Genomic DNA, 25,816 nt, shown 5'->3' with positions numbered 1-25,816 from the left:
CGACGGTTATATAGCCGTTTTGTGCGTGTAAATAGGCGGCTGGTTGGCGTTATTCAATAATCGTTATTACGCTTCACTCATTTGGATACGCACCCTGTTGCCTCCCGGAGACGCAGCCATGTCGCAAGCGCCGCAAAAACTTCGCCTGAACGCACTGATCGCGCTGGTGGTGGGATCGATGATCGGCGGCGGGATTTTTTCCCTGCCGCAGAACATGGCGGTTCAGGCCGATGCCGGAGCCATCATGATCGGTTGGGCGATCACGGCCGTGGGCATGCTGACGCTGGCGTTCGTGTTCCAGACCCTGGCCAATCGCAAGCCCGAACTGGATTCCGGTGTGTACGCCTACGCCAAGGCCGGGTTCGGCGACTACATGGGGTTTTCGTCGGCGTGGGGTTACTGGATCAGCGCCTGGCTGGGTAACGTTGGCTACTTTGTCCTGCTGTTCAGCACCCTCGGCTACTTCGTTCCGGTGTTTGGGCAGGGTAACACCCCCATCGCCATCGGCTGCGCTTCGGTGTTGTTGTGGACCGTGCATTTTGTGGTGCTGCGCGGGATCAAGGAGGCGGCGCTCATCAACCTGGTGACCACGGTGGCCAAGATCGTGCCGCTGATCATGTTCATCGTGATCGCCGCCGTGGCGTTCAAGGCTGACATCTTTACCCGGGACATCTGGGGGCATGGCAATCCGCAGTTCGGCAGCGTAATGGACCAGGTGCGGCACATGATGCTGGTCACCGTGTTCGTGTTTATCGGCATCGAAGGCGCCAGTGTGTATTCGGCGCGCGCGGAGAAACGCTCGGACGTAGGCCGGGCAACGGTCATCGGGTTTCTCGGGGTGCTGGCGCTGTTGGTGCTGGTGAACGTGTTGTCGCTGGGGATCATGACTCAGCCGGAACTGGCCAAGTTGCAGAACCCGTCACTGGCCTCGGTGCTGGAACATATCGTCGGCCGGTGGGGGGCGTTGCTGATCAGCGTCGGCCTCGCGATCTCGTTGCTCGGCGCCTTGTTGTCCTGGGCGCTGCTGTGCGCCGAGATCCTCTTTGCCACGGCCAAAGACAAGACCATGCCGGCGTTTCTGACCAAGGAAAACGCCAACCATGTGCCGGTCAATGCGCTGTGGATGACCAACCTGATGATCCAGCTGTTTTTGCTGATCACGCTGTTTTCCGCCGGCACCTACACCAGCCTGATCTACCTCGCCTCGTCGATGATCCTGGTGCCGTATCTGTGGTCGGCGGCGTATGCGGTGTTGTTGAGCGGGCGCGGCGAAACCTACGAAAACTCACCGGCTGAGCGATCCAAGGATCTGTTGATCGCCGGTATCGCCCTGGGTTACGCGGTGTGGTTGTTGTACGCCGGTGGCTTGAAATATCTGCTGCTCTCGGCATTGCTGTATGCGCCCGGCGTGATCCTGTTTGCCAAAGCCCGGCATGAGCAAGGCAAGCCACTGTTCACGCTCGCAGAGAAGGGCATTTTTGCCTGCGTCATCAGCGGGGCCGGGTTGGCAGCGTATGGGTTGTACAGCGGGTTACTGAGTCTATGAAATTGTGCGGCGCTGGAAGGTGGGTCGGTGACGGCTCGACAGCTGTTGTCGCGTGCCGAGGCGTGGCGGCCTTATCGAGGTATGCGACGCAGTTGTTGTGGACCGCGTTGAGTCGGGAGGATTGAGCTGATTCCGGATCTGTGGTGAACGGTCAGGCGCTTTCGCTGGCAAGCCAGCTCCTACAATTAAACGCGGGACGTGTGCCGACAACTGTAGGAGCCGGCTTGCCGGCGAAGACTATTCGGGCATCACCACTGAGCGCGATGAGAACCCAATGGCGTCGCCGACAATGACCACTGCAACGGCGTCCCATCGATCTTCAGCGGAACCCGCAAGCGATGCGCCGGCCCCCACGGCGTCTGCTCGATCTCCATTCCCTGATCCTTTTGATCCTCATCCCGCAACGGCTCATCGGACCCGGCCCCGGCCTCGATCAACAACCTCGCCGTACGTGCCAACGACAATCGCGCCGAACCTCCAACGCCGCCGCTCAAACATTCGGCCAGCAAGCGGATCGCACTGGCCGCCATCAGATACCCGGTGGCGTGATCGAGGGCCTGCACCGGTAATGGCGTCGGCTTGTCCGCCTGCTTCCAGGTCATGCCCGCCTGCGCAATGCCTGTGCTCATCTGCACCAGGCTGTCGAAACCTCGCCGGTGCAGCCACGGACCGCTCCAGCCGTAGGCATTGAGGCAGACGTCGATCAGGCCAGGGCTCAACTGCTGCCGGTAAACCGCGCCATACCCAAGGCGCTCCAGCGCATCGGCGCGGTAGCCGTGGAGCACAATGTCGGCGTCTTTGAGCAAGGCTTCGAACACGGCGCGATCCGCCTTGTCGTGAAGGTCGAGACGCGCACAGCGCTTGCCCAGGGTGACTTCGGGCACGACGCCTGGCTCATCCCATGTCGGCGGGTCGATGCGCAACACGTCGGCGCCGAGACCGGCCAGAAACCGACTGGCAATGGGCCCCGCCAACACTCGGGTCAAATCCAGCACCTTGATGCCGGCCAACGGTCGGGCAACCGAGCCTTGCCATGGCTTGACGCATTGGCTGTGGTTGCGTGTGAACTGAATCAACGGTTCAGCGTTGACTGCCATGCCTTGTGGGTGTGCGTGCCATTGATCTCGGTTGTACATTTCTGCGGCACAGCCACCGGCCTCGACGACAGCCTGCTCCAGATCGTTTTTGGTCCATTGCGCGACTTTGCCTGCCATCGCTGCTCGGTCGGCGCAGACGCCGAGCACGCGTTCCGCCGCCGCACGGTGATGGGGGGCGTTGGTGTGCAGGCGAATCCAGCCATCGCGCGCGGCGTAGTCACCGGCGACCGGGTCCCACATCGGTGGGAGGCTCCAACCTGTCGGGCGGATCGATGTCGAGAACCAGAACGACGCCAGGCGTCGGTCGACTTCAAGGTTGGGCAGGCGTCCGGTTTGCTGGTGCAGCAGTTCGCTGACAGCCTGGCCGGCAGCGGCGATGCTGGCACAGGCCAGGTCGGTGACGGCGAACGCCGAGGGCAAGGCGCCGCGGGAGGTGAATGGGATCGGGGTGTGGGGCAAGCCGAGTGCGACTTGAATGGGCGTGAGCAGATCAGTCATCGAAGGCCCTCCGGGAGAGAGCCAGATATTAAATCAAAAACTTTAAAGGCCAGATGAAATCCCCCTGTAGGAGCGAGCTTGCTCGCGATAGCGGTGGATCAGGTGACATCTGCATTGCAGGTCAGTCAGCTATCGCGAGCAGGCTCGCTCCTACAAGGGGAATCTCGATTACACGCGGAACTGGTCCATCAGTTTCATCTGGTGAGTGGTCAGGGAGTTGAGTTGGCTGCTGATCTGCGCCGATTCAGTGGCCTGGCCGGTCAGGGTTTCGGTGACGGTGCGGATCGCCGAGACGTTGCGGTTGACCTCTTCGGCCACGGCACTTTGTTGCTCGGCGGCGCTGGCGATTTGCAGGTTCATGTCGCTGATCACGGTCACGGCGTCACTGATTTTGCCCAAGGCCTGCACCGCTTGCTGAATCTGCCCGGCGTTGCTGTGGGCCTGGGTCTGGCTCGAATGCATGGTCGCGACCACGCCGCGCGTGCCGCTCTGGATGCGCTCGATCACCGAACGGATTTCCTCCACCGAGTCCTGGGTGCGTTTGGCCAGGTTGCGTACTTCATCGGCCACCACCGCAAAGCCGCGACCGCTTTCACCGGCACGGGCAGCTTCAATCGCCGCGTTGAGCGCCAGCAGGTTGGTTTGCTCGGCGATGCTGCGGATCACTTCCAGCACCGAGCCGATCTGCTCACTGTTCACCGCCAAGGCTTCGACTTCGGTCACGGCCTTGCTGACTTCCTCGGCCAGTTGATTGATGTCGCGGGTGCTGCGCTCGATGATCTGCATGCCGTCGCGGGCCGACTGATCGGCACCTTTGGCGGCATTGGCCGCGTTCGACGCGCTGTTGGCGACGTCGTGGGCGGTGGCGCTCATTTCGTTGGACGCGGTGGCGACCTGGTCGATTTCGCGGAACTGCACCTGCATGCCTTCGCTGGTCTGGCGGGCGATCTCGGACGACTGATCGGCCGTGCCGCGGGCGTCGGTGATGCTCTGTTTGATCTGCGCAATGGTCGGTTGCAGCTTGTCGAGGAAGCGGTTGAACCAGCTGACCAGTTCGCCCAGTTCATCCTTCTTGCTGTAGTGCAGGCGTTGGGTCAGGTCGCCGTCGCCGCTGGCAATCGCCTTGAGCATTTGCGCCACGCTGTCGATCGGCCGGGTCACGCCCGAGGCGGTGAGCCACATCAGCAACAGGCCAACCACGCCGGCAATCACCGCCACCAACAGGGCTTTGATCGTGCCGCTTTGCTGGGCGTCGTCGAGGACGGTTTGCAGCTTGACCGAGTCGGCCAGCAACACTTGCTTGGGCAGGTCGATCACCACGGCCCAGGGCTTGGCGTCGGCAATCGGGCTGACCGGATAAACCGCGCGGATCAGGTCGCCTTGTTCGAGAACCTTCGGTGCACCGTTGCCGAGCAATTGCAGAATGTCTTTGCCGTCCGCACCGAGCGTATCGCCGATGCTCTTGCCGACTTTCGTTGCATCGACGCTGTAGGCGGCCACTACGCCGGTGCCGGACACAATCAGCATGTGCCCGGCGCTGTTGAACAGTTCACGTTGGGAATCAACCGCGGCCGCTTGCAAAGCGTCGAGGGCGATGTCGATACCGACTACACCGATGGATTTGCCGTCCACCAGCAGCGGCACGGAAATGGTGGTCATCAACATTTCCTTGCTGCCGACAGTATCAGCGTAGGGGTCGAGCAAGCAGATGCGCTTGCTGTCCCGCGGGCAGGTGTACCAGACGTTGTAAGGCGTACCGCTGAGGTTCAGGGTGGTTTTGGTCATGTCCTCTTCGACCATGATCGTGTTCAGCGTTTCACCACCGGCACGGCTGAAGTAGGTGGCGAAGCGACCGGCCTCGTTGGACTGGCGCGCCGCGTCATCGACGAACTCGCTGTCCTTGCCATCCAGGCCATTGGGTTCGAACGCCAGCCAGATCCCCAGCACTTTGCTGTTGCGCTCGAAGGCAGTTTTCAGGCTCTGGTTCAGGTCCTCACGCAGCGCGCCGGGCTCAAGCGCGCGCTTGGCGGCCAGGGTGCGCATGTCCATGATCTGATCGGCAAGGCCGTTGACCACCGTCAGGGTTTCGCCAAACGTCTTCTGCACCCGCACCGCTTGCTCGGCCGCTTTGGCCTGGAGCAGGTCCTGCACGCTGGCGGTGAGCATTCTGCTGCTGGAATCGCTGACCAGATCATCGTTCTGATCGGTCTGGTAAATGTTCATGCCGACGATCAATGCGACTACACCCAGCAGGCACAGACCGGACAGCAGAACGATTTTCAGGCGGATGGACAGTGAGTCGAACATAGGGCGAACTCGCGAATGGATGAAGTGTTGGCTGTGAGCCTTGGCGGCTCGACTCGCTAAATCCATTTAGCGCCATTCAATGCACATCGGCGTGGCGCCGAGGTTTCATGAATGGCACTCCGACGAACGGTAGTGGTTGAACGTTTGCGCGGAAGAATGTCGCGAAGATCGGATTAAAAACGAGAGTAAATCGCGGCTGGGTTCAGGCTGTTTGCCGCAGTGATTCCGGACGTGACCAGATCCACAGATTGCCCAGGGCCATCCCGGCAATCGCCAAATAGATTGGCCAGCCATGGTCGAGCATCACCAGCATGAGACTCACACATAACAGCATGCTGACCGTGGCGCTGATTTTGGCCCGGCGAGCGATGATCTTGCCGTTGCGCCAGTTGAAGAGGATGGGGCCGAACAGTCGATGGTTTTCCAGCCAGGCACTCAAGCGTGGCGAACTTCGCGTGGCGGCCCAGGCGGCCAGCAGGATGAACTCGGTGGTGGGCAGGCCGGGGATGACGATGGCGATCAGGCCGATGCCCAGGCTGACGTAGGCCAGCAGGCCGAAGAGGAAACGAGAGAGTTTGGAGGAGGCGGGCATGGGCTCAAGACAGCACGTGAGGCGGATCGAAATCTAACAGACTGGCGGCGTCCCCTGTAGGAGCGAGCTTGCTCGCGATGGCGGTCAAACATTCAACATTTGAATAGTCTGGCACTCCGCTTCGCGAGCAAGCTCGCTCCTACAGGGGATGGGTCAGGCTACTTCGGTAGCGTAAGCCTGTTCCAGCAACACGGTGAAGCGGTTGAACGCGTCGATGGCGCCTTTTTCCGCTTCGGCTTCTTCTTGCGCAGAGAGCTCCAGGCCGTCGAGGGTTTTGACGAAGCTCTTCCAGCCTTCAGCGCGGCCACCGGCCGGTTCGCCCAGGTGACGGGCACCGAAGGTATCGCTCAGGCCCAGGCCCACAGCACGCTTGATCAGGAACGCCGCGCCGAGCTTGGAACCTTCGGAGACGAAAATCCAGCCGAGGGCTTCGGCTTTGGTCGGGTTGCTCAGGGCACCGGCAACTGGCGCCGGCACTTCGGTGTCGAGGTCCGCCAAGTCAGCCTTGGCCGCATCGGCGCGGCAGCGGGCCGGCAGGTCCGGAACAATGGTGGTCAACTCGGCATCGTTGTACAGCGACACCAGTTCCGACTGGAACAGGTACTGCGCGACCACGAAACGAGCGAAATTGGCCTGGGTTTCGAACGGCGCGTGGGCTTTGACCAGGGCATCGAGCTTGGTGTGCGGCTCGTGGGTGATCTGGTTCAAGCGTTGCGAACGCAGGTTGGGGCGTTGAGCAGTGTCCTGGGTATTCATGGCAAATCCTTGGGAAAGAAGAGGCGCTTGGTAACGAGACGAACAGGAAGACGCCTGACAGTAAAAAATCCTCGCCGGGTGCTTGCATGAATCCCGGCGAGGCGACCCGGATCAGATATCCCAGATCAGGTTGACCGCGAAGTTGCGACCCGGCTGAGTCAGGCGATCAAGGTTGGCCGGTTGTGTCACCGAGGCTTCGCCGACGCTGTCGTAGCCGCGCACGTCATCCCACAGCCAGTACTTCTTGTCGGTCAGGTTGTAGACGCCGCCGCTGACGGTCACATCGTCCGTCACTTTGTAGAACGCGCTCAGGTCCAGAATGCCGAAGCCCGGGGTCTTGAACTGGGTGCTGGTACCGTCCGGGGTTTTGAAGTTGGTGCTGTCGACGCGATCCTTCTTCTTCACCAGGGTCCAGTTGAGCACACCACCGTAGTTGTCCTGGTCGTAGCCGAGGCCGAACACGCCGGTCAGCGGGTTGACGCTGTTGAGCGGTTCGCCGCTGTCGTCGTTGCGTCCGTAGGCATAGGCCACCGAGCCTTGGGTGTACAGGCCTTGCGGCGCGCCGAAGGCGTCGAGGTTCAGGCGGCCCTTGATCTCCGCGCCCTTGATGGTCGCGTGCTTGATGTTGTTGCTCTGGAACGTGGTCTCGGTGTAGCCGGGCGTGATGGCGTTCTCGTCGATGAAGTCGCGGTACTTGTTGTAGAACACCGCCACGTCAAACGAGCCCTGCTCGAAGTTGCCGCGCAAGCCTGTCTCGTAGCTCTTGCTCTTCTCTGGTTCCAGGTCCGGATTCGGCGCGACCTGATAGCCGCCGGCAAGGTTTTCGAAGCGACCGTACAAGGCCTTGGCGGTCGGGGTGCGGAATCCTTCGGCGTACTGACCGTACCAGGTGTAATGGTCGTTGAAGCTGTAGGTGGTGCCGAACTTCGGCGAGAGGCGATGCCAGGTCTGGGTCTCTTCGCTTACGTCGCCGTTACCGCTCTGGTCGGCGGTGACCAGGAATTCATCGGTGACGTGCGGCTTGAGTTCGGTGTAGTCATAGCGAGCGCCGGGCAGGAACGTCCAGTTGCCCCAGCTGATCTGATCCTGGGCGAACAGGCTGTAGCTGTTGATGGTCGGGTCCGGGAAGTCACTGGCGGGTTTAAGCGTGTCGGCGGCGCTCGGGGCACCGATGACACGGCAAGCACCGGCGACGGTCAGGCAGGTGCCGGAACCGGTACGCAGGCCGGTGACCTTGTTCTGCTTGATGGTGGTGCCATAGGTCACGAGGTGCTCGGTGTCGGCGACGGCAAACGACTTGTCAGCCTGGGCGTCGAAGACCCATTGGCGATCCTTGTAGGTGGTGTCGCGGTTACGCAGCACGGTGCGCGACGGCGCGTAGATTTCCTCGGTGCTCTGGTCGGTCTTGGCGATCTGGTAGTTCAGCGACCACTTGATGTTGTCAGCCAGTGCGCTGTCCAGTCCGAAGTTGTGTTCGATGCCAAAACGTTCGCGGGTGATCGTGTCGTTGCCGGTGCGGGCCTTGTAGAAGCCGAAACCGCGTCCGGCGTTGAACGGCCCGCCCACAGCGCTCAGTTGATTGGTGTCGCGGTCGTCCTTGTAGTGCTCGTAGGTCAGACCCAGTCGTGCGTCGTCGGCATAGTTCCAGCCAAGCTTGGCCAGAATGTTGGTGGTGCGCACATCCTCGGGGTTGGCTTCCGTGCGGTTCAGGCCAGTGCCGCCGGTTTCGCCGTAGGACTCTGTTTCATGACCGTTGCGCTGACTGAGGTGCAACAGGCCATCGAACTCGCCGGTGCGGCCCGCGACGGTGCCGGACGTCAGCCAGCTGTCGTCGGCGGAGCTGTAGCCGGTTTTCAGGCGTGCACCGACATCCTTGCCGGGTTTGATGATGTCGTCCGGGTCCAGCGTGTAGTAGCTGACCGCGCCGCCAATCGCATTGCTGCCATACAGCACTGACGCCGGACCGCGGAGGATTTCCACGCGCTTGACGATTTCCGGGTCAACGTAGTTGCGGTTGGTCTGGGCGTACGGGCCGTTGAAGAAACCGTCGGGGACCTGCACACCGTCGATCTGCGTCAAGACACGGTCACCGTCGATGCCGCGAATGTTGTAGCCGGTGATACCGGAACGCTGGCCTGCGCCGCCGACCGAAACACCGGGCTCGTAGCGCACCAGTTCCTTGATGGTATTAACGTTGTTGCGGTCCAGATCTTCGCGGGTGTAGACCGAGACCGTGCTCGGCACGCTGTTTACATCCTGCTCGTTACGGGTGGCGCTGATGGTCACCTGATCCAGATTGAGCGCGCTGTTGGTGGTGCGCTTTTCCAGGACGATGCTGTTGTTGCCCAGCTTGCGATAGCTCAGGTTGGTCCCCACCAACAGGCGATCCAGCGCTTTCTCTGGCGACAGCGACCCGCTCACGCCCGGCGAGGCTACGCCTTGCGCCAGCTCCGACGACACGCCGACCTGCCAGCCGGTGACGGCGGTAAAGGCATTGAGCGCCGATACCAGCGACTGCTGGGGAATGGCGAACGCGTAATCGCCCATTTTGCGTGTCGACTGCTCGGCGGCGTTGGCGGCCATCAGCGGTGCAGCGCCGGCCATCAGGATGGCAGCGGTCAACAGCGACAGCACGCGGGAAGGTGAAGAGGCTGGGCGGGTAAGGCGAGAGGACATCGATAGCGCTCCGTGTCGCACGAATCTTTATAGGTGCTGATTGGCATAGTGAGATGCGAATCAATTGCATTGGCTATAACGAGACGTACGGGATTTGGCTATCGAGTAAAAATAATTCTCATTCAGTTCAGGATGACCAGCGCCGGGAATTCCTGGAGCCGTGCCGAGGTGATGTGGGCGAGGGACCGAACCACGTCCAGCGGTTGGTCGAGGCGATAGTTGCCGGTCACGGTGATATCGGCCAGTTGCTCGTTGTTGTTGATGATCCAGCCCGGGTAATACCGACGAAGCTCCGCCAGCACCTGGTTCAACGGGCAGTTTTCGAACACCAGCCGTCCCTGGACCCACGCCAGGTCTGTGGCAGCATCGAGTTTGGCCGGGCGGTCGAACCCGTTGGGACCGATGCGGATACTTTCCCCGGCGGACAAGCGCACCCGCGCGTCATTGCGGGTGGCGCGCAAGTCGACGTTGCCGCGCTGCACCCGCACCTGCGCCACGCCGTCGAGGTAGCGCACGGCAAACGCAGTATCGCGGACACTGGCCTTGACCGGGCCGGCGTCGATTTCCAATGGCTGGCCGCGATTGGCCTGCACTTCGAAAAACGCCTCGCCCTGATACAGCCGAGCCACGCGCTGTTGGTCGTTGATGGTGCTGGAAAACGCCGAGTTGGTGTTGAGCAGGACTTTGGAACCGTCCTCCAGTTGCAGACGCTGGCGCTCGCCGACCACGGTCAGGTGATCGGCTTGCAGGCGCATCGGCAGGTTGCTGAAGCTGAACAGTCCGAGGATCAGCACGGCGGCGGTGGCCAGCGGTTTCCAGTGCGGACGCAGGCGCGTGAGCACGGTGATTTTCGGTGGACGCGCCGCCAGGCTTTGCGCGCTCTGCGCCACTTGCGGACCGTCCCAGATCGCCTGGGCCTTGGCGAACGCCTGGGCGTTCAGCGGGTCGGCGTCGAGCCATGCGTGGAATTGACGGCTCTGCTCCTCATCAGGACAGCCGAGCACGATGAGCCAGTCCAGGGCCTGGTCCATTGCAGTGGCGGCGTCCTGTGCCGGTGAAGGCGCAGGGGAGCGGTGGTTGTCCGTCACGGTGTTTCCTCGGCGTGTCTGTGCACGACTGTTTTTTTAGTGAAGCGTAAAAAGTGGGCCAAGGGTAGCAAAGGCCGATGATCAGCGCAGTCGATGAGGCTTTGAAAAAAGTCTAACGGCCTCAATCGGCGTTTAGCCGGTCGGCGACACCGATGCAGATCGACATGATCAATTTGAGTTCTTTCTGAACCGTGCTGAGGGACACGCTCAGTTCGTCGGCGATTTCCTGATAGCTGTGCCCGTGCAGGCGACTGAGGATGAAAATCCGCTGCTGCCGGCTGCTGAGTTCACCGAGGCTCACGTTCAGGCGCTCCAGCAATTGTTCGGCATGGGCAGCATCTTCAGCGCTGCTGGTCGGGGCGGCGACGCTGTGCATGACCTCTTGCGGAACGTCGTCAACCATCGTGCGCGAATGAATACGCCGCGCGCGCAAGTGGTCCAGCGCCAGGTTACGGGCCGTCTGGAACACGAAGGGTTCGAGATGATCGATGGTCCGCTCACTGAGCGCCCGGGTCACCCGCAGGTAGGTTTCCTGCAGGAGGTCTTCGGCGGTGCTGTGATTGTTGACCATCCGCTCCAGCGTGCGCAGCAGAGAGACCCGCTGGGTGATGAAGACGTCGTTGAAGCGCGATTGACTCACGGGAGGACCTGATCCATTTCAAGCGAATGATAATGCTTATCATCCACTTAAATGGTCAAGTACTGATTTGTGAAGGATTACACCCGGGCTTGCAAATAAGTCGCGTAATCCGGAATCCGATGCGCATGCGCCTGATCCATCATCGGGCTGCTGAGCAGGTAATCGGCGCTGCATTCATTGCAGGCCACCGGGATGTTCCAGACCGCTGCAACCCGCAGCAACGCCTTGATGTCCGGGTCGTGTGGTTGCGGTTCGAAGGGGTCCCAGAAAAACACCAGCATGTCGACCCGTTGCTCGGCGATTTGCGCGCCGAGCTGCTGATCACCGCCCAATGGGCCGCTGATCATGCTTTCCACCGGCAGGTCGAGACGTTGTTGCAACAACAACCCGGTAGTGCCGGTGGCGACCAGGTTGTGTTGCGCCAGTGTGGCTTTGTGCCGTGCAGCCCAGTCGAGCAAAAACTCCTTGCAGTGGTCGTGGGCAACCAGGGCGATACGCTTGCGCGCCGCCAGGTTCTTTTGCGTAAAGCTGATACCGATCATGGATGGTTCCACAGGCGATTTGCGAGGGTGATTCTGAGGACGCTATCGCCAGCAAGCCGGCTCCTACAACAATCGTATACGGCACAACCTTGTAGGAGCCGGCTTGCTGGCGATAGCAATTTTGCAGACGCAGAATTACTCAGCGTTGCACAGCGCCAGGCAGTTATCGAGCATGCGGTTGGAGAAACCCCATTCGTTGTCGTACCAGGCCAGAACCTTGAGCAGCTTGCCGCTGGATTTGGTGTGGTTGGCATCGAAGATCGACGACAGCGGGTTGTGATTGAAGTCGCTGGAGACCAGCGGCAGGGTGTTGTAGCCGAGGATTTTCGAATGCTGGCTGGCTTCTTTCATCAGCGCGTTGACTTCCTCGGCGCTGGCGTCTTTTTTCAGCTGCACGGTCAAGTCCACCAGTGACACGTTGATCACCGGAACGCGCACCGCCATGCCAGTGAGCTTGCCCGCCAGTTCCGGCAGTACCAGGCCGACCGCTTCGGCAGCACCGGTCTTGCTCGGGATCATGTTCTGGGTGGCCGAACGGGCGCGGTACGGGTCGGTGTGGTAGACGTCAGTCAGGTTCTGGTCGTTGGTGTAGGCGTGGATCGTGGTCATCAAACCGCTTTCGATGCCCAACTCCCGGTGCAGCACCTGGGCCACCGGGGCCAGGCAGTTTGTGGTGCACGAAGCATTGGAAATAATCTGGTGCGACTGGCGCAGAATGTCGTGGTTCACGCCATACACCACCGTGGCGTCGGCACCGTTGGCTGGCGCTGAGATAATGACTTTTCGTGCACCCGCCGTAATATGCGCGGCGGCTTTGGCCCTGTCGGTGAACAGGCCGGTGCATTCGAACACGACATCAATTTTTTCCGCAGCCCAGGGCAGGTCGGCCGGGTTGCGGATGGCGCTGACCGCGATGCGATCACCGTTGACGGTCAGGCTTTCCTGATCGTGCAAGACATCGGCGTCGAACGTGCCGTGAACGGTGTCGTACTTGAGCAAGTGTGCGTTCATTGCGCTGTCGCCCAAGTCATTGATGGCGACGATCTGCAGATCCTGACGGTAGCCCTGTGTATAGAGTGCGCGCAGTACGTTACGGCCGATGCGGCCAAAGCCATTGATTGCGATTCGAAGAGTCATTTGTCTGCGCTACCGTCGTTTTGTTGTTGGAATTACAAGATTATTCGCAAAAAAATAGAAAACAAGCCTTTTTAATGGCAATATTTTGTTCAATCTACAACGAGTGACCTGAACCAACTGGTCCGACCGATCAAGAAAACCGTCTGTCATCCCATCGACACCGGTCTTTGATCAGCATAGACAATCAGGTCGCCACATCCGTTAGCCTGGAGTTCTACACATGCATCCCCGCGTCCTTGAGGTCACCGAACGGCTTATCGCCCGCAGCCGCGCCACGCGTGAGGCTTACCTTGCATTGATTCGCGGTGCGGCCAGCGACGGTCCGATGCGCGGCAAACTGCAATGCGCCAACTTCGCCCACGGCGTGGCCGGGTGCGGCAGCGACGACAAGAACAGCCTGCGGATGATGAACTCCGCGAACATTGCGATTGTTTCGTCATATAACGACATGCTCTCGGCGCACCAGCCGTACGAAGTCTTCCCTGAACAGATCAAAAAAGCCCTGCGCGAGATCGGCTCCGTCGGCCAGTTCGCCGGTGGCACGCCAGCCATGTGCGATGGCGTGACCCAGGGTGAGCCGGGCATGGAACTGAGCCTGCCGAGCCGTGAAGTGATCGCGCTGTCCACAGCAGTGGCGCTGTCCCACAACATGTTCGACGGCGCGCTGATGCTCGGCATCTGCGACAAGATCGTGCCGGGCTTGATGATGGGAGCGCTGCGTTTTGGTCATCTGCCGATGATCTTCGTGCCGGGCGGGCCGATGGTTTCGGGCATTTCCAACAAGCAGAAAGCCGATGTGCGCCAGCGCTATGCCGAAGGCAAGGCCAGCCGCGAAGAGCTGCTGGAGTCGGAGATGAATTCCTACCACAGCCCCGGCACCTGCACCTTCTACGGCACCGCCAACACCAACCAGTTGCTGATGGAAGTCATGGGCCTGCACTTGCCAGGCGCTTCTTTCGTCAACCCGAACACGCCGCTGCGCGATGCCCTGACCCGCGAAGCCGCGCATCAGGTCACGCGCCTGACCAAGCAAAATGGCGACTACATGCCGATCGGCGAAATCGTCGACGAGCGCTCGCTGGTCAACTCCATCGTGGCCCTGCATGCCACCGGCGGCTCGACCAACCACACCTTGCACATGCCGGCCATCGCCATGGCGGCGGGTATTCAACTGACCTGGCAGGACATGGCCGACCTCTCCGAGGTGGTGCCGACCCTGAGCCACGTCTACCCGAACGGCAAGGCTGATATCAACCACTTCCAGGCGGCGGGCGGCATGTCGTTCCTGATCCGCGAACTGCTGGAAGCCGGGCTGCTCCACGAAAACGTCAACACCGTGCTCGGCCATGGCCTGAGTCGTTACACCATGGAACCGTTCCTCGATAACGGCGAACTGGTTTGGCGCGAAGGCGTGACCGACAGCCTTGATGAAAGCATCCTGCGTCCGGTCGCACGTGCATTCTCGGCAGAGGGCGGCTTGCGCGTGATGGAAGGCAACCTCGGTCGTGGCGTGATGAAAGTCTCCGCCGTGGCCGTGGAAAACCAGATCGTCGAAGCACCGGCCATGGTGTTCCAGGATCAGCAAGACCTGGCGGATGCGTTCAAGGCCGGCTTGCTGGAGAAGGATTTCGTCGCAGTGATGCGCTTCCAGGGCCCGCGTTCCAACGGCATGCCGGAACTGCACAAGATGACGCCGTTTCTCGGTGTGCTGCAGGATCGCGGCTTTAAAGTCGCACTGGTCACCGACGGGCGCATGTCCGGCGCATCGGGCAAAATCCCGGCGGCGATTCACGTCAGCCCCGAAGCTTATGTCGGTGGCCCTTTGGCGCGGGTGCAGGAGGGCGATATCATCCGCGTCGATGGCGTCAAAGGCACCCTGGAGCTTAAGGTGGACGCCGAAGAATTTGCAGCGCGCACGCCGGCCAAAGGCCTGTTGGGCAACAACATCGGCACCGGTCGCGAACTGTTTGGTTTCATGCGCATGGCCTTCAGCTCGGCGGAGCAGGGCGCCAGCGCCTTCACTTCTGCCCTGGAGACGCTTAATTGAAACTGGCTTTGGTCGGTGACATCGGTGGGACCAACGCACGTTTCGCGTTGTGGAAAAACCAGCAGCTGGAATCGGTCCAGGTGCTGGCAACGGCCGATTTTTCCAGCCCGGAAGAGGCAATCAGCCTCTATCTGAGCGGGCTCGGTCTGGTGCCGGGTTCAATCGGTTCGGTCTGCCTGTCGGTGGCCGGGCCCGTGAGCGGCGACGAGTTCAAGTTCACCAACAATCACTGGCGCCTGAGCCGCAAGGGGTTCTGCCAGACCTTGCAGGTCGATCAGCTGTTGCTGGTCAACGACTTCTCGGCCATGGCGTTGGGCATGACCCGTTTGCAGCCCGGCGAATTCCGCGTGGTCTGCGACGGTACGCCCGAGCCGTTGCGCCCGGCGGTGGTGATCGGGCCGGGCACTGGCCTGGGCGTCGGCACTTTGCTCGATCTGGGCGAAGGGCGGTTTGCCGCGCTGCCGGGTGAGGGCGGTCACGTCGATCTGCCATTGAGCAGCCCGCGTGAAACCCAACTCTGGCAGCACATCTTCAACGAGATCGGCCATGTCAGCGCCGAAACCGCGTTGAGCGGCGGCGGCCTGCCGCGCCTTTATCGAGCCATTTGCGCAGTGGACGGTCACACGCCGGTGCTCGACACGCCGGAAGCGATTACCGCTGCTGGTTTGGCAGGTGATCCGATCGCCCTGGAAGTGCTTGAGCAATTCTGCTGCTGGCTCGGTCGAGTGGCGGGCAACAACGTGCTGACCAGCGGTGGGCGCGGTGGCGTGTACATCGTGGGCGGGGTGATTCCGCGGTTTGCCGATTTCTTCCTTGAAAGCGGTTTCGCCCGCTGCTTCGCCGACAAGGGTTGCATGAGTGATTATTTCAAGGGCATTCCGGTGTGGCTGGTGACGGCGCCGTATTCCGGTCTTGTTGGTGCCGGTGTAGCACTCGAACAGGCTTGAGAACGAGTCGCCTTCATCGCTGGCAAGCCAGCTCCTACAGGTTTGTGGTGTTCTTGCGTTTGGCACGAACTCTGTAGGAGCTGGCTTGCCAGCGATGGGGCCAGGACAGGCAACAACTATTCAAGGTGCATCAGGCATAATCCGCCCAATTCAAACAACAAGGACGCCGCCCCGTGAGCTCAGTCAACAAGTCGATTTTGTTGGTCGATGACGATCAAGAGATACGCGAGTTGCTGGACACCTACCTGACCCGCGCCGGGTTTCAGGTGCGGACCACGCCCGATGGCGCCGGTTTTCGCCAGGCCCTGAACGAGGCGCCGAGTGATCTGGTGATCCTTGATGTGATGCTGCCGGACGAAGACGGTTTCAGTTTGTGTCGCTGGATTCGTCAGCACCCACGCCGGGCGCAAGTGCCGATCATCATGCTCACCGCCAGTTCCGACGAAGCTGATCGGGTGATTGGTCTGGAGCTTGGGGCGGACGATTACCTCGGCAAACCCTTCAGCCCGCGTGAATTGCAGGCGCGGATCAAGGCGTTGCTGCGTCGCGCGCAGTTCGGTCAGGAGCGCAGCGGCGGTGAAGTGCTGGCCTTCGATGACTGGCGCCTGGACATGGTCAGCCATCGGCTGTTCCACACCGACGGCGAAGAGGTGATTCTCTCCGGCGCCGATTTCGCCCTGCTCAAACTTTTTCTCGATCACCCGCAGCAAATCCTCGACCGTGACACCATCGGCAACGCCACCCGTGGGCGGGACCTGATGCCGCTCGACCGCATCGTCGACATGGCGGTCAGCCGTTTGCGGCAACGTCTGCGCGACACCGAAAAACCGCCACGGCTGATCCGCACCGTGCGCGGCAGCGGCTACCAACTGGCCGCCAACGTGGTTGCCGGCAATGGTCACTGAGTCTCTTCGCAAACTCGCCGCCAGGGTGCCGGTGCCGCGTTCGCTGCTGGGGCGGATGTTGCTCCTGACGCTGCTCGCGGTGCTGTTCGCCCAGGCGTTGTCGAGCGTGATCTGGGTCTCGCAACTGCGCGCCACGCAGCTGGAAGGCCTGGTCACCAGCGCCCGCAGCCTCGCCCATTCGATGACGGCCAGCGTCAGTTATTTCCGTTCGTTGCCGGTGGCGTATCGACCCTTGGTGCTGGATCAGTTGCGCAGCATGGGCGGCACCCGGTTCGTGGTCACGCTCAACGACAAACCCCTGGGCATGGAAGTGTTGCCGGTGACCCCGCGCAAAGCGGCGGTGATCAACGCGGTGGACCAAGTGCTGCGTGACTCCCTCGGTCACGACACGGATATCTCGGTGACCTTCGTCAGCCCCGAGGACCTGCGGATTTTCAACGGTGGCCTCAAGCTCGATGAGCTGCCGCGTTCCTGGGCGCACTATGCGCTGACGCTGGAACCGGTGAACCCGCCGGTGCTGGTCACGCAGATCCAGATGGCCCCGGGTGAATGGCTGTACATCGCCTCGCTGTTGCCCGAGCCCTACACCAGTCTTGAAGAGCAAGGTCTGCCAGCACAGCAAGTCTGGTTCATCGTGCTGACCAGCAGTTTTCTGTTGCTGTTCATCGGCCTGCTGGTGCATTGGCAGAGTCGTCCGCTCAAGCGCCTGGCGCGGGCTGCGCGGGATCTGTCATTGGGCGCCGATGTCGAGCCGGTGGCCGAGGGCGGTGGCAGCGAAGTCGTCGAAGTCGGACGCGCATTCAACACCATGCGCGAACGCATCAGCCGCTACCTGACCGAGCGCAGCCAGTTATTCAGCGCGATTTCCCACGACTTGCGCACACCGATCACCCGCTTGCGTTTGCGGGTTGAACTGCTCGAAGACGAGACGCTGCAAACCAAGTTCGGCCGCGATCTGGATGAGCTGGAGTTGCTGGTCAAAGGCGCGCTGCAATGCGTGAAAGACACCGACATCCACGAAAACATCGAGCCGGTGGATCTCAATCACGTACTCGACTGTCTGGTGGAACCGTACCTGGCACCCAACGGCAATGGTCGCGTGACCCAGCAGGGGCGAGCGCTGGCCGCGTATCCCGGCAAACCGCTGGCGCTCAAGCGTTGCATCGGCAACCTGATCGACAACGCACTGAAGTACGGACAGAACGCTCACCTGCACATTGATGACGACGACAGCGCGTTTGTGCTGCATGTCGACGACGAAGGACCGGGGGTTCCGGAGCAGCGGCTGGAGCAAGTCTTCGAACCGCACTTCCGCCTGGCCGGGCAGCAGCAGGGTTATGGGTTGGGGCTGGGGATTGCGCGCAACATTGCCCATAGCCATGGCGGTGAGGTCACTTTGCAGAATTTGCGTGAAGGTGGGTTGCGGGTGACGTTGCAGCTGCCGCGCTCGGCGGATTGACATCGACCCTGTGGCGAGGGAGCTTGCTCCCGCTAGACTGCGCAGCGGTCCCTCTTTTGGGGGCGCTTCGCACCCCAGCGGGAGCAAGCTCCCTCGCCACAAACATCACTCACCATCCAAATGTCACAGCTCGGTGACATAACCCACCCCCTTCGTTACAAGCCCGTCTTCGTCCGTTGTTTATGCTGCCCCTCAGTCATAACAACAAAAAAGGCACCCCATGGACTCCGATCAACCCGCCTTCAGCAGTTGGCTGAATGCACCCGCCCATCAGCAATGGCTTGCCGCTGAAGGCCTGCGACTCCTGGCATTTGCCAAGGCCTCAAAGTTACCTCAAGGCTTCGGCAATCTCGACGAGCGCGGCCATCTGCCGGCCGGCGCCCAAGCCGAAACCATGAACACCGCACGCATGACCCACAGCTTTGCAATGGCTCACATTCAAGGGCTGCCGGGTTTTGCCGAACTGGTCGATCACGGCATCCATGCCTTGCGCGGACCACTGCGCGATGCCGTGCACGGTGGCTGGTTCGCGAGCGCCGAGCATCGCGATGGCAACACCGGCAAGAACGCCTATCTGCACGCTTTCGTCGCGCTGGCCGCCAGTTCTGCGGTGGTCGCGCAACGCCCCGGCGCGCAGGCCTTGCTCGATGATGCGATTGACATAATCGACACGTATTTCTGGAGCGAGGAGGAGGGCGCCATGCGCGAATCCTTCAACCGCGACTGGAGCTGCGAAGAAGCCTATCGCGGCGCCAACAGCAACATGCACGCCACCGAAGCCTTCCTCGCCCTGGCCGATGTCACCGACGACAACCGCTGGTTGGGTCGCGCCCAACGCATCGTCGAACGGGTGATCCACAATCACGCCGCCGCCAACGACTACCTGGTGATCGAGCATTTTGACCGCGACTGGCAGCCGCTGCGCGAGTACAACCATGACAACCCGGCTGACGGGTTCCGTCCTTACGGCACCACGCCGGGCCATGGTTTCGAATGGGCACGGCTGGTGCTGCACCTCGAAGCTTCACGGGTACGAGCCGGCATGCTCACGCCGGGCTGGCTGGTCACCGACGCGCAAAAACTCTTTGAGCACAACTGCCGTCACGGTTGGGACGTCGATGGCGCGCCGGGCATTGTCTACACCCTCGATTGGGCCAATCGGGCGGTGGTTCGCCATCGTCTGCACTGGACTCATTGCGAAGCCAGCGCCGCCGCCAGCGCTTTGCTCAAGCGCACCGGCGACGCGCAGTACGAACATTGGTACCGGCTATTCTGGGAATTCTGTGACAGTCATTTCATCGACCGTTGCGAGGGCAGTTGGCACCATGAACTCGATCCCTTGAACCGCCCGAGCGCCGACATATGGGCCGGAAAACCGGACCTTTATCACGCCTGGCAAGCCGTGCTGATTCCGCGCCTGCCGTTGGCGCCGAGCATGGCCAGCGCGCTGGCGAAGTCGTCCCAGAGCGCTTCTATGTAACCATGCGGTGACATTCGCACGTCCCTTCGTTACCTGCGAAGGGATATCCCCTGTTTAGAATCCTATGCAGCGCAAGCACCAGACTTGCAATGCATAACAACAAGAAAGGTACTCCTAGATGAATGCGATTTCTCGCCTCGCTACTGTCATTTCTCTCGCTTCCCTGTCTGCGCTCCCTCTCAGTGTCCTGGCCGCCGAATCCAAAGGTTCCGTGGAAGTTGTGCATTGGTGGACGTCCGGTGGTGAGAAAGCAGCGGTTGATGTCCTGAAGGCCCAAGTCGAAAAAGACGGCTTCACCTGGAAGGATGGCGCAGTCGCCGGCGGTGGCGGTTCCACGGCCATGACCGTGCTCAAGAGCCGCGCCGTGGCCGGTAACCCGCCGGGCGTTGCACAAATCAAAGGTCCGGACATCCAGGAGTGGGGCAGCACTGGCCTGCTCAGCACCGACGCGTTGAAAGACGTTTCCAAAGCGGAAAACTGGGACGGTCTGCTGTCGAAGAAAGTCTCCGACACCGTGAAGTACGAAGGCGATTACGTGGCCGTGCCGGTGAACATTCACCGCGTGAACTGGCTGTGGATCAACCCGCAAGTGTTCAAGAAAGCCGGGATCGAAAAAGCCCCGACCACCCTCGAAGAATTCTATGCCGCCGGCGACAAGCTGAAAGCCGCCGGCTTCATCGCGCTCGCCCACGGCGGTCAGCCTTGGCAGGACAGCACCGTGTTTGAAGACATCGTGTTGTCGGTCATGGGTGTCGATGGCTACAAGAAAGCCCTGGTCGACCTGGATCAGAAAACCCTGTCCGGCCCGCAGATGACCCAGTCGTTCGCCGAGCTGAAAAAAATCACCACCTACATGGACCCGAACCGTGCCGGTCGTGACTGGAACATCGCGGCTGCCGAGGTCATCAACGGCAAGGCCGGCATGCAGATGATGGGCGACTGGGCGAAAAGCGAGTGGACCGCCGCGAAGAAAGTCCCGGGCAAGGACTACCAGTGCGTGCCGTTCCCGGGCACCGAAAAAGCCTTCACCTACAACATCGACTCCCTTGCGGTGTTCAAGCTCAAGGCTGATCGCAAAGGCGACATCGCTGCCCAGCAAGACCTGGCCAAGGTCGCATTGGGTACCGACTTCCAGAAAGTCTTCAGCATGAACAAGGGTTCGATCCCGGTGCGCAACGACATGCTGAAGGAAATGGACAAGCTCGGCTTCGACGAGTGCGCCCAGAAGTCGGCGAACGACTTCATCGCGGACGACAAGTCCGGCGGCCTGCAACCGAGCATGGCGCACAACATGGCCACTTCGCTGGCGGTGCAGGGCGCGATTTTCGACGTGGTCACCAATTTCATGAACGACAAGGATGCTGACCCGGCCAAGGCCAGCGCCCAACTGGCGTCGGCTGTCAAAGCTGCCCAGTAATACCACGGCCGCCGCAGGCCAGGCCTGCGGCATCTATCGATGATCTGCCAACTGTAGGAGCCGGCTTGCTGGCGAAAGCTGTGTGCCTGACACACCGCGTCGTCTGGTTCGCCAGCAAGCCGGCTCCTACAGGTTTGATCTTCATTTCTAACACTGGATTATCCCGATGAGCTCTGTGGCGGTTTTCAGCAAAGCCTCACCGTTCGATGCGCTGCAACGCTGGTTACCCAAGTTGGTACTCGCGCCGAGCATGCTGATCGTGTTGGTTGGTTTCTACGGTTACATCATCTGGACGTTCATTCTGTCCTTCACCAACTCCAGCTTCATGCCGAGCTACAAGTGGGTCGGCCTGCAGCAATACATGCGGCTGATGGACAACGACCGCTGGTGGGTCGCGAGCAAGAACCTCGCGCTGTTCGGCGGCATGTTCATCGGCATCAGCCTGGTGTTGGGCGTGTTCCTCGCGGTGCTGCTGGACCAGCGCATTCGCAAGGAAGGCTTCATCCGCACCGTCTACCTGTACCCGATGGCGCTGTCGATGATCGTCACCGGTACGGCGTGGAAATGGCTGCTCAATCCTGGCCTGGGCCTGGACAAAATGCTGCGTGACTGGGGCTGGGAAGGCTTCCGTCTCGACTGGCTGGTGGATCAGGATCGCGTCGTCTACTGCCTGGTGATCGCTGCCGTATGGCAGGCCTCCGGGTTTGTCATGGCGATGTTCCTCGCCGGCCTGCGCGGTGTCGATCAGTCGATCATCCGTGCCGCGCAAGTCGACGGGGCGAGCCTGCCGACCATCTACCTGAAGATCGTGTTGCCGAGCCTGCGCCCGGTGTTCTTCAGCGCCTTCATGATCCTCGCGCACATCGCAATCAAGAGCTTCGACCTGGTCGCAGCGATGACGGCGGGCGGTCCGGGTTACTCGTCCGACCTGCCGGCGATGTTCATGTACTCCTTCACTTTCAGCCGTGGCCAGATGGGCATCGGTTCGGCGAGCGCCATGCTCATGCTCGGTGCCGTGCTGACCATCCTCGTGCCGTACCTGTACTCCGAGCTGCGAGGCAAACGCCATGACTGATCAATTCGCAAAGCGTGGTGTCAGCTTCAGCCGCATCGCGATCTACGCCACCCTGATTTTGGCAGCCGCGGTGTACCTGATCCCGCTGATCGTGATGCTGCTGACCAGCTTCAAATCCCCGGAAGACATTCGCACCGGCAACCTGCTGAGCTGGCCGACCGTGATCGACGGCATCGGCTGGATCAAGGCCTGGGACGTGGTCGGCGGCTACTTCTGGAACTCGGTGAAAATCACCGTACCGGCGGTGCTGATTTCAACCTTCGTCGGCGCCATGAACGGCTACGTATTGTCGATGTGGCGCTTCCGTGGTTCGCAACTGTTCTTCGGTTTGCTGCTGTTCGGTTGCTTCCTGCCGTTCCAGACCGTGCTGCTGCCGGCCTCGTTCACCCTTGGCAAGTTCGGTCTCGCCAACACCACCACTGGCCTGGTGCTGGTGCACGTGGTCTACGGCCTGGCGTTTACCACGCTGTTCTTCCGCAACTACTACGTGAGCATTCCGGATGCGCTGGTCAAGGCTGCGCGGCTCGATGGCGCGGGCTTCTTCACGATCTTCGGGAAGATCCTGCTGCCGATGTCGATCCCGATCGTGATGGTTTGCCTGATCTGGCAGTTCACCCAGATCTGGAATGACTTTCTGTTCGGCGTGGTCTTCGCCAGTGGCGATGCCCAGCCAATTACCGTGGCCCTGAACAACCTGGTCAACACCAGCACCGGGGCCAAGGAATACAACGTTGATATGGCCGCCGCGATGATCGCCGGGCTGCCGACACTGCTGGTCTACATATTCGCTGGCAAGTATTTCCTGCGTGGGCTGACGTCCGGCGCGGTCAAGGGGTAGAACATGGCAACTCTCGAATTACGCAACGTCAACAAGACCTACGGCGCCGGTTTGCCGGACACCCTCAAAAACATCGAACTTAAGATCAATGACGGGGAATTCCTGATCCTGGTCGGCCCGTCGGGCTGCGGCAAGTCGACGTTGATGAATTGCATCGCGGGCCTGGAAACCATCAGCGGCGGCGCAATTCTGGTGGACGACGCCGACATCAGCGGCATGAGCCCGAAAGATCGCGATATCGCCATGGTGTTCCAGTCCTACGCGCTGTACCCGACGATGAGCGTGCGCGACAACATCGCCTTCGGCCTGAAGATTCGCAAAATGCCGACCGCGGACATCGACGAAGAAGTCGCACGGGTTTCCAAACTGTTGCAGATCGAACACCTGCTCAGCCGCAAGCCGGGCCAACTCTCCGGTGGTCAGCAACAGCGTGTGGCGATGGGCCGTGCCCTGGCGCGTCGGCCGAAGATTTATCTGTTTGACGAACCGCTGTCCAACCTCGACGCCAAGCTGCGGGTCGAGATGCGCACCGAAATGAAACTGATGCACCAGCGCCTGAAAACCACCACGGTCTACGTGACCCACGACCAGATCGAAGCCATGACCCTGGGCGACAAAGTGGCAGTGATGAAGGACGGGATCATCCAGCAGTTCGGTACGCCGAAGCAGATCTACAACGATCCGGCCAACCTGTTCGTGGCGAGCTTCATCGGCTCGCCACCGATGAACTTCATCCCCCTGCGTTTGCAGCGCAGGGACGGTCGTCTGCTGGCACTTCTCGACAGCGGCCAGGCCCGTTGCGAGTTGCCGCTGGGCATGCAGGACGCCGGTCTCGAAGACCGCGAAGTGATCCTTGGCATGCGTCCGGAGCAGATCGTTCTGGCGAACGGCGAAGCCAATGGTTTGCCGACCATTCGCGCCGAAGTCCAGGTCACCGAACCGACCGGTCCCGACACCCTGGTGTTCGTCAACCTCAACGACACCAAGGTCTGCTGTCGCCTGGCTCCGGACGTGGCGCCGCAGGTGGGCGAGACCCTGACCTTGCAATTCGATCCGGCGAAAGTGCTGCTGTTCGATGCCAAAACGGGTGAGCGTCTGGGGGTTGCTGGAGTAGCGAAAACCGAATTGCACGCTGACAACGTCGCCCAATTCAAAGGTCGCTGAAGATCAAAACGGTAGGAGCCGGCTTGCTGGCGATTGCGGTCTGACATTCAACATTGATGTCGACAGTCCGATTGCCATCGCCAGCAAGCCGGCTCCTGCAGGGGGATTCGCAATGCGCGGCCTGTCGCGCATTGCACCGGATGTAACCGCGTTAAAAAAAAGAAAAGTTAATAACAATAAAACGAGGATGTAGGGATGAAAGTGAAGAACAACGCCCGGTTGATCTGCCAGGTTTCAGCAGCGGCAGTACTGGTGCTGGCCGGCAACGCGATGGCCGATGAAGCGTTCAGCTCCGACTCCAAGTGGATGACGGGTGACTGGGGTGGCGCGCGCACCAAGCTGATCGAGCAAGGCATCGACATCAAGATGGATTACGTCGGTGAAGTCGGCGCTAACCTCCATGGCGGTTTCAACGATGACAAGACCGCACGCTACGCCGACCAGTTTGGCCTGGGCGCGGCGCTGGACCTGGAAAAACTGTTCGGCTGGGACAACACCCAGGCCAAGATCCAGCTCACCAACCGTAACGGCGAGAACATCTCCAACGACCGTATCGGCGACCCGCGTGCCGGCACCTTGAGTTCGTCTCAAGAAGTCTACGGTCGTGGTCATATGGTCCGTCTGACCCAGTTGTGGATCCAGCACCAGTTCTTCGACAACAAGCTGGACGTCAAGGCCGGTTACTTCGGTGAAGGCGAAGACTTCAACACCTTCCCGTGCGAATTCCAGAACCTGGCGTTCTGCGGCTCCCAGGTGGGCAACTGGGCCACCAACATCTGGTACAACTGGCCGGTCATGCAGGCCGCGATTCGCGTGAAGTACAACATCAATGACGAGCTCTACGCTCAGATCGGTGCGTACAACCAGAACCCGTCGCAACTGGAACACGGCAACGGCTTCAAGCTCAGCGGTAGCGGCACCGAAGGCACCGTCCTGCCGGTTGAGCTGGTCTGGTCGCCGAAGGTCAACACCTTGCCGGGCGAATACCGTGTCGGTTACTACAAAAGCACGGCCAGCGCCGATGACGTCCGCGAAGACGACAATGGCGATGATGCCGCCACCAGCGGCAACGCCTATCGCAGCCACAGCAGCAAGAACGGCTACTGGTTCGTTGCGCAGCAGCAACTCACCAGCCATAACGGCGACGCCAGCCGCGGTCTGAACATTGCCGCCAACGCCACGTTCCACGACAAGGACACCAACATTGTCGACAACTACCAGTCGCTGATGTTTGTGTACAAAGGCCCGTTCGATGCACGTCCAAAAGATGATGTCGGTATCGGTTTTGCCCGTATCCATGTCAACGAAGACGTGAAGAAAAACGCTGAACTGACCAACGCCGCCAATGGTGTCAGCGACTACAGCGATCCTCTGTTCTCGCCACTGCGCGACACCGAGTACAACTATGAACTCAACTACGGTTTCCACGTGACCAACTGGCTGACCGTACGTCCCAACCTGCAATACGTCACTCACCCAGGTGGTGTGAATGAAGTCGATGACGCGCTGGTAGCTGGCCTGAAAATTCAGTCGGTGTTCTGAAGCGTCTGCGATAAGCTCCTCTCTATGTGCGCATGTTTGCGGACAGCCATGGCTGTCCGCTTT

The 25,816-nt window shown here is 60.7% G+C and carries 20 protein-coding genes; 11 read left to right on the top strand and 9 right to left on the bottom strand.

Annotated elements, in window-relative coordinates:
• The first annotated feature begins 118 nt into the window (after positions 1-118).
• Entirely contained in the window at positions 119-1,546 is a 1,428-nt protein-coding gene (arcD, locus tag QYH43_RS13725) for an arginine-ornithine antiporter (RefSeq protein ID WP_301157222.1), read from the top strand.
• A gap of 248 nt (positions 1,547-1,794) precedes the next feature.
• Here the strand turns inward: arcD and QYH43_RS13720 are convergent, their stop codons facing one another.
• The 9 genes from QYH43_RS13720 to gap all read right to left on the bottom strand — a co-directional run bounded on the left by QYH43_RS13720 (position 1,795) and on the right by gap (position 12,879).
• On the bottom strand, positions 1,795-3,141 hold the full coding sequence (locus QYH43_RS13720; protein ID WP_301157221.1) for a CoA transferase: 1,347 nt from the start codon (positions 3,139-3,141) through the stop codon (positions 1,795-1,797).
• A gap of 168 nt (positions 3,142-3,309) precedes the next feature.
• Entirely contained in the window at positions 3,310-5,448 is a 2,139-nt protein-coding gene (locus QYH43_RS13715) for a methyl-accepting chemotaxis protein (protein ID WP_301157220.1), read from the bottom strand.
• Positions 5,449-5,650: 202 nt separating this feature from the next.
• Positions 5,651-6,040: a YbaN family protein gene (locus tag QYH43_RS13710; protein ID WP_301157219.1), complete on the bottom strand. Its 390-nt coding sequence runs from the start codon at positions 6,038-6,040 to the stop codon at positions 5,651-5,653.
• A 153-nt stretch (positions 6,041-6,193) separates the two neighbouring features.
• Positions 6,194-6,796: a biliverdin-producing heme oxygenase gene (locus QYH43_RS13705; protein ID WP_301157218.1), complete on the bottom strand. Its 603-nt coding sequence runs from the start codon at positions 6,794-6,796 to the stop codon at positions 6,194-6,196.
• A gap of 111 nt (positions 6,797-6,907) precedes the next feature.
• Positions 6,908-9,472 carry a TonB-dependent receptor gene (locus QYH43_RS13700; RefSeq protein WP_301157217.1) on the bottom strand — a complete coding sequence of 855 codons (2,565 nt, stop codon included), beginning with the start codon at positions 9,470-9,472 and terminating at the stop codon, positions 6,908-6,910.
• Positions 9,473-9,594: 122 nt separating this feature from the next.
• Positions 9,595-10,560 (bottom strand): FecR domain-containing protein, encoded by a 966-nt coding sequence (locus QYH43_RS13695; RefSeq protein WP_301157216.1) that lies wholly within the window; start codon positions 10,558-10,560, stop codon positions 9,595-9,597.
• A 121-nt stretch (positions 10,561-10,681) separates the two neighbouring features.
• Positions 10,682-11,200: an RNA polymerase sigma factor gene (locus QYH43_RS13690; RefSeq protein WP_095152731.1), complete on the bottom strand. Its 519-nt coding sequence runs from the start codon at positions 11,198-11,200 to the stop codon at positions 10,682-10,684.
• Positions 11,201-11,277: 77 nt separating this feature from the next.
• Complete coding sequence (locus QYH43_RS13685; protein ID WP_301157215.1) at positions 11,278-11,742, bottom strand: methylglyoxal synthase; 465 nt, start codon at positions 11,740-11,742, stop codon at positions 11,278-11,280.
• A gap of 135 nt (positions 11,743-11,877) precedes the next feature.
• Positions 11,878-12,879: a type I glyceraldehyde-3-phosphate dehydrogenase gene (gap, locus tag QYH43_RS13680; RefSeq protein WP_301157214.1), complete on the bottom strand. Its 1,002-nt coding sequence runs from the start codon at positions 12,877-12,879 to the stop codon at positions 11,878-11,880.
• 220 nt (positions 12,880-13,099) lie between these two features.
• On the opposite strand from gap, the gene edd reads away from it, so the two are divergent.
• The 10 genes from edd (at position 13,100) to QYH43_RS13630 (ending at position 25,753) form a co-directional block, all read left to right on the top strand.
• The gene (edd, locus tag QYH43_RS13675) at positions 13,100-14,926 is read left to right on the top strand and encodes a phosphogluconate dehydratase (protein ID WP_301157213.1); all 1,827 of its coding nucleotides are present in this window, start codon (positions 13,100-13,102) and stop codon (positions 14,924-14,926) included.
• A complete protein-coding gene (locus tag QYH43_RS13670) occupies positions 14,923-15,873 on the top strand; it encodes a glucokinase (RefSeq protein ID WP_301157212.1) in 951 nt (316 codons plus the stop codon). The genes edd and QYH43_RS13670 overlap by 4 nt, the downstream gene beginning before the upstream one ends.
• A 173-nt stretch (positions 15,874-16,046) precedes the next feature.
• The gene (locus QYH43_RS13665; protein WP_095058814.1) at positions 16,047-16,778 is read left to right on the top strand and encodes a response regulator; all 732 of its coding nucleotides are present in this window, start codon (positions 16,047-16,049) and stop codon (positions 16,776-16,778) included.
• Positions 16,768-18,237, top strand: a complete 1,470-nt coding sequence (locus QYH43_RS13660) for an ATP-binding protein (protein ID WP_095058813.1) — start codon at positions 16,768-16,770, stop codon at positions 18,235-18,237. The genes QYH43_RS13665 and QYH43_RS13660 overlap by 11 nt, the downstream gene beginning before the upstream one ends.
• Positions 18,238-18,457: 220 nt before the next feature.
• Positions 18,458-19,717, top strand: coding sequence for an AGE family epimerase/isomerase (locus QYH43_RS13655; RefSeq protein WP_095058812.1), 1,260 nt, complete (start codon positions 18,458-18,460; stop codon positions 19,715-19,717).
• A gap of 118 nt (positions 19,718-19,835) precedes the next feature.
• Complete coding sequence (locus QYH43_RS13650; RefSeq protein WP_095058811.1) at positions 19,836-21,134, top strand: ABC transporter substrate-binding protein; 1,299 nt, start codon at positions 19,836-19,838, stop codon at positions 21,132-21,134.
• Between the two features lie 166 nt (positions 21,135-21,300).
• On the top strand, positions 21,301-22,209 hold the full coding sequence (locus QYH43_RS13645) for a carbohydrate ABC transporter permease (RefSeq protein WP_008032969.1): 909 nt from the start codon (positions 21,301-21,303) through the stop codon (positions 22,207-22,209).
• Positions 22,202-23,047 (top strand): carbohydrate ABC transporter permease, encoded by an 846-nt coding sequence (locus tag QYH43_RS13640; RefSeq protein WP_095058810.1) that lies wholly within the window; start codon positions 22,202-22,204, stop codon positions 23,045-23,047. Before QYH43_RS13645 ends, QYH43_RS13640 begins: the two co-directional genes overlap by 8 nt.
• A gap of 3 nt (positions 23,048-23,050) precedes the next feature.
• Positions 23,051-24,211 (top strand): ABC transporter ATP-binding protein, encoded by a 1,161-nt coding sequence (locus QYH43_RS13635; protein WP_095058809.1) that lies wholly within the window; start codon positions 23,051-23,053, stop codon positions 24,209-24,211.
• Between the two features lie 195 nt (positions 24,212-24,406).
• The gene (locus QYH43_RS13630; RefSeq protein ID WP_301157211.1) at positions 24,407-25,753 is read left to right on the top strand and encodes a carbohydrate porin; all 1,347 of its coding nucleotides are present in this window, start codon (positions 24,407-24,409) and stop codon (positions 25,751-25,753) included.
• Positions 25,754-25,816 lie beyond the last annotated feature (63 nt).

This window comes from Pseudomonas sp. C32 (genome assembly GCF_030417915.1).
In the GTDB taxonomy this organism is placed as follows: domain Bacteria; phylum Pseudomonadota; class Gammaproteobacteria; order Pseudomonadales; family Pseudomonadaceae; genus Aquipseudomonas.
Note: the sequence above shows the minus strand (reverse complement) of the source record. Positions and strands in the feature narration are given on the sequence as shown.

Excerpts from the sequence above, each read along its gene's own strand:
- QYH43_RS13645 (WP_008032969.1), top strand. The coding sequence starts at position 21,301 with ATGAGCTCTGTGGCGGTTTTCAGCAAAGCCTCACCGTTCGATGCGCTG.
- QYH43_RS13710 (WP_301157219.1), bottom strand. The coding sequence starts at position 6,040 with ATGCCCGCCTCCTCCAAACTCTCTCGTTTCCTCTTCGGCCTGCTGGCC.
- arcD (WP_301157222.1), top strand. The coding sequence starts at position 119 with ATGTCGCAAGCGCCGCAAAAACTTCGCCTGAACGCACTGATCGCGCTG.
- gap (WP_301157214.1), bottom strand. The coding sequence starts at position 12,879 with ATGACTCTTCGAATCGCAATCAATGGCTTTGGCCGCATCGGCCGTAAC.
- QYH43_RS13715 (WP_301157220.1), bottom strand. The coding sequence starts at position 5,448 with ATGTTCGACTCACTGTCCATCCGCCTGAAAATCGTTCTGCTGTCCGGT.
- QYH43_RS13635 (WP_095058809.1), top strand. The coding sequence starts at position 23,051 with ATGGCAACTCTCGAATTACGCAACGTCAACAAGACCTACGGCGCCGGT.
- QYH43_RS13705 (WP_301157218.1), bottom strand. The coding sequence starts at position 6,796 with ATGAATACCCAGGACACTGCTCAACGCCCCAACCTGCGTTCGCAACGC.
- QYH43_RS13685 (WP_301157215.1), bottom strand. The coding sequence starts at position 11,742 with ATGATCGGTATCAGCTTTACGCAAAAGAACCTGGCGGCGCGCAAGCGT.
- edd (WP_301157213.1), top strand. The coding sequence starts at position 13,100 with ATGCATCCCCGCGTCCTTGAGGTCACCGAACGGCTTATCGCCCGCAGC.
- QYH43_RS13660 (WP_095058813.1), top strand. The coding sequence starts at position 16,768 with ATGGTCACTGAGTCTCTTCGCAAACTCGCCGCCAGGGTGCCGGTGCCG.
- QYH43_RS13700 (WP_301157217.1), bottom strand. The coding sequence starts at position 9,472 with ATGTCCTCTCGCCTTACCCGCCCAGCCTCTTCACCTTCCCGCGTGCTG.
- QYH43_RS13630 (WP_301157211.1), top strand. The coding sequence starts at position 24,407 with ATGAAAGTGAAGAACAACGCCCGGTTGATCTGCCAGGTTTCAGCAGCG.
- QYH43_RS13640 (WP_095058810.1), top strand. The coding sequence starts at position 22,202 with ATGACTGATCAATTCGCAAAGCGTGGTGTCAGCTTCAGCCGCATCGCG.
- QYH43_RS13650 (WP_095058811.1), top strand. The coding sequence starts at position 19,836 with ATGAATGCGATTTCTCGCCTCGCTACTGTCATTTCTCTCGCTTCCCTG.
- QYH43_RS13655 (WP_095058812.1), top strand. The coding sequence starts at position 18,458 with ATGGACTCCGATCAACCCGCCTTCAGCAGTTGGCTGAATGCACCCGCC.
- QYH43_RS13720 (WP_301157221.1), bottom strand. The coding sequence starts at position 3,141 with ATGACTGATCTGCTCACGCCCATTCAAGTCGCACTCGGCTTGCCCCAC.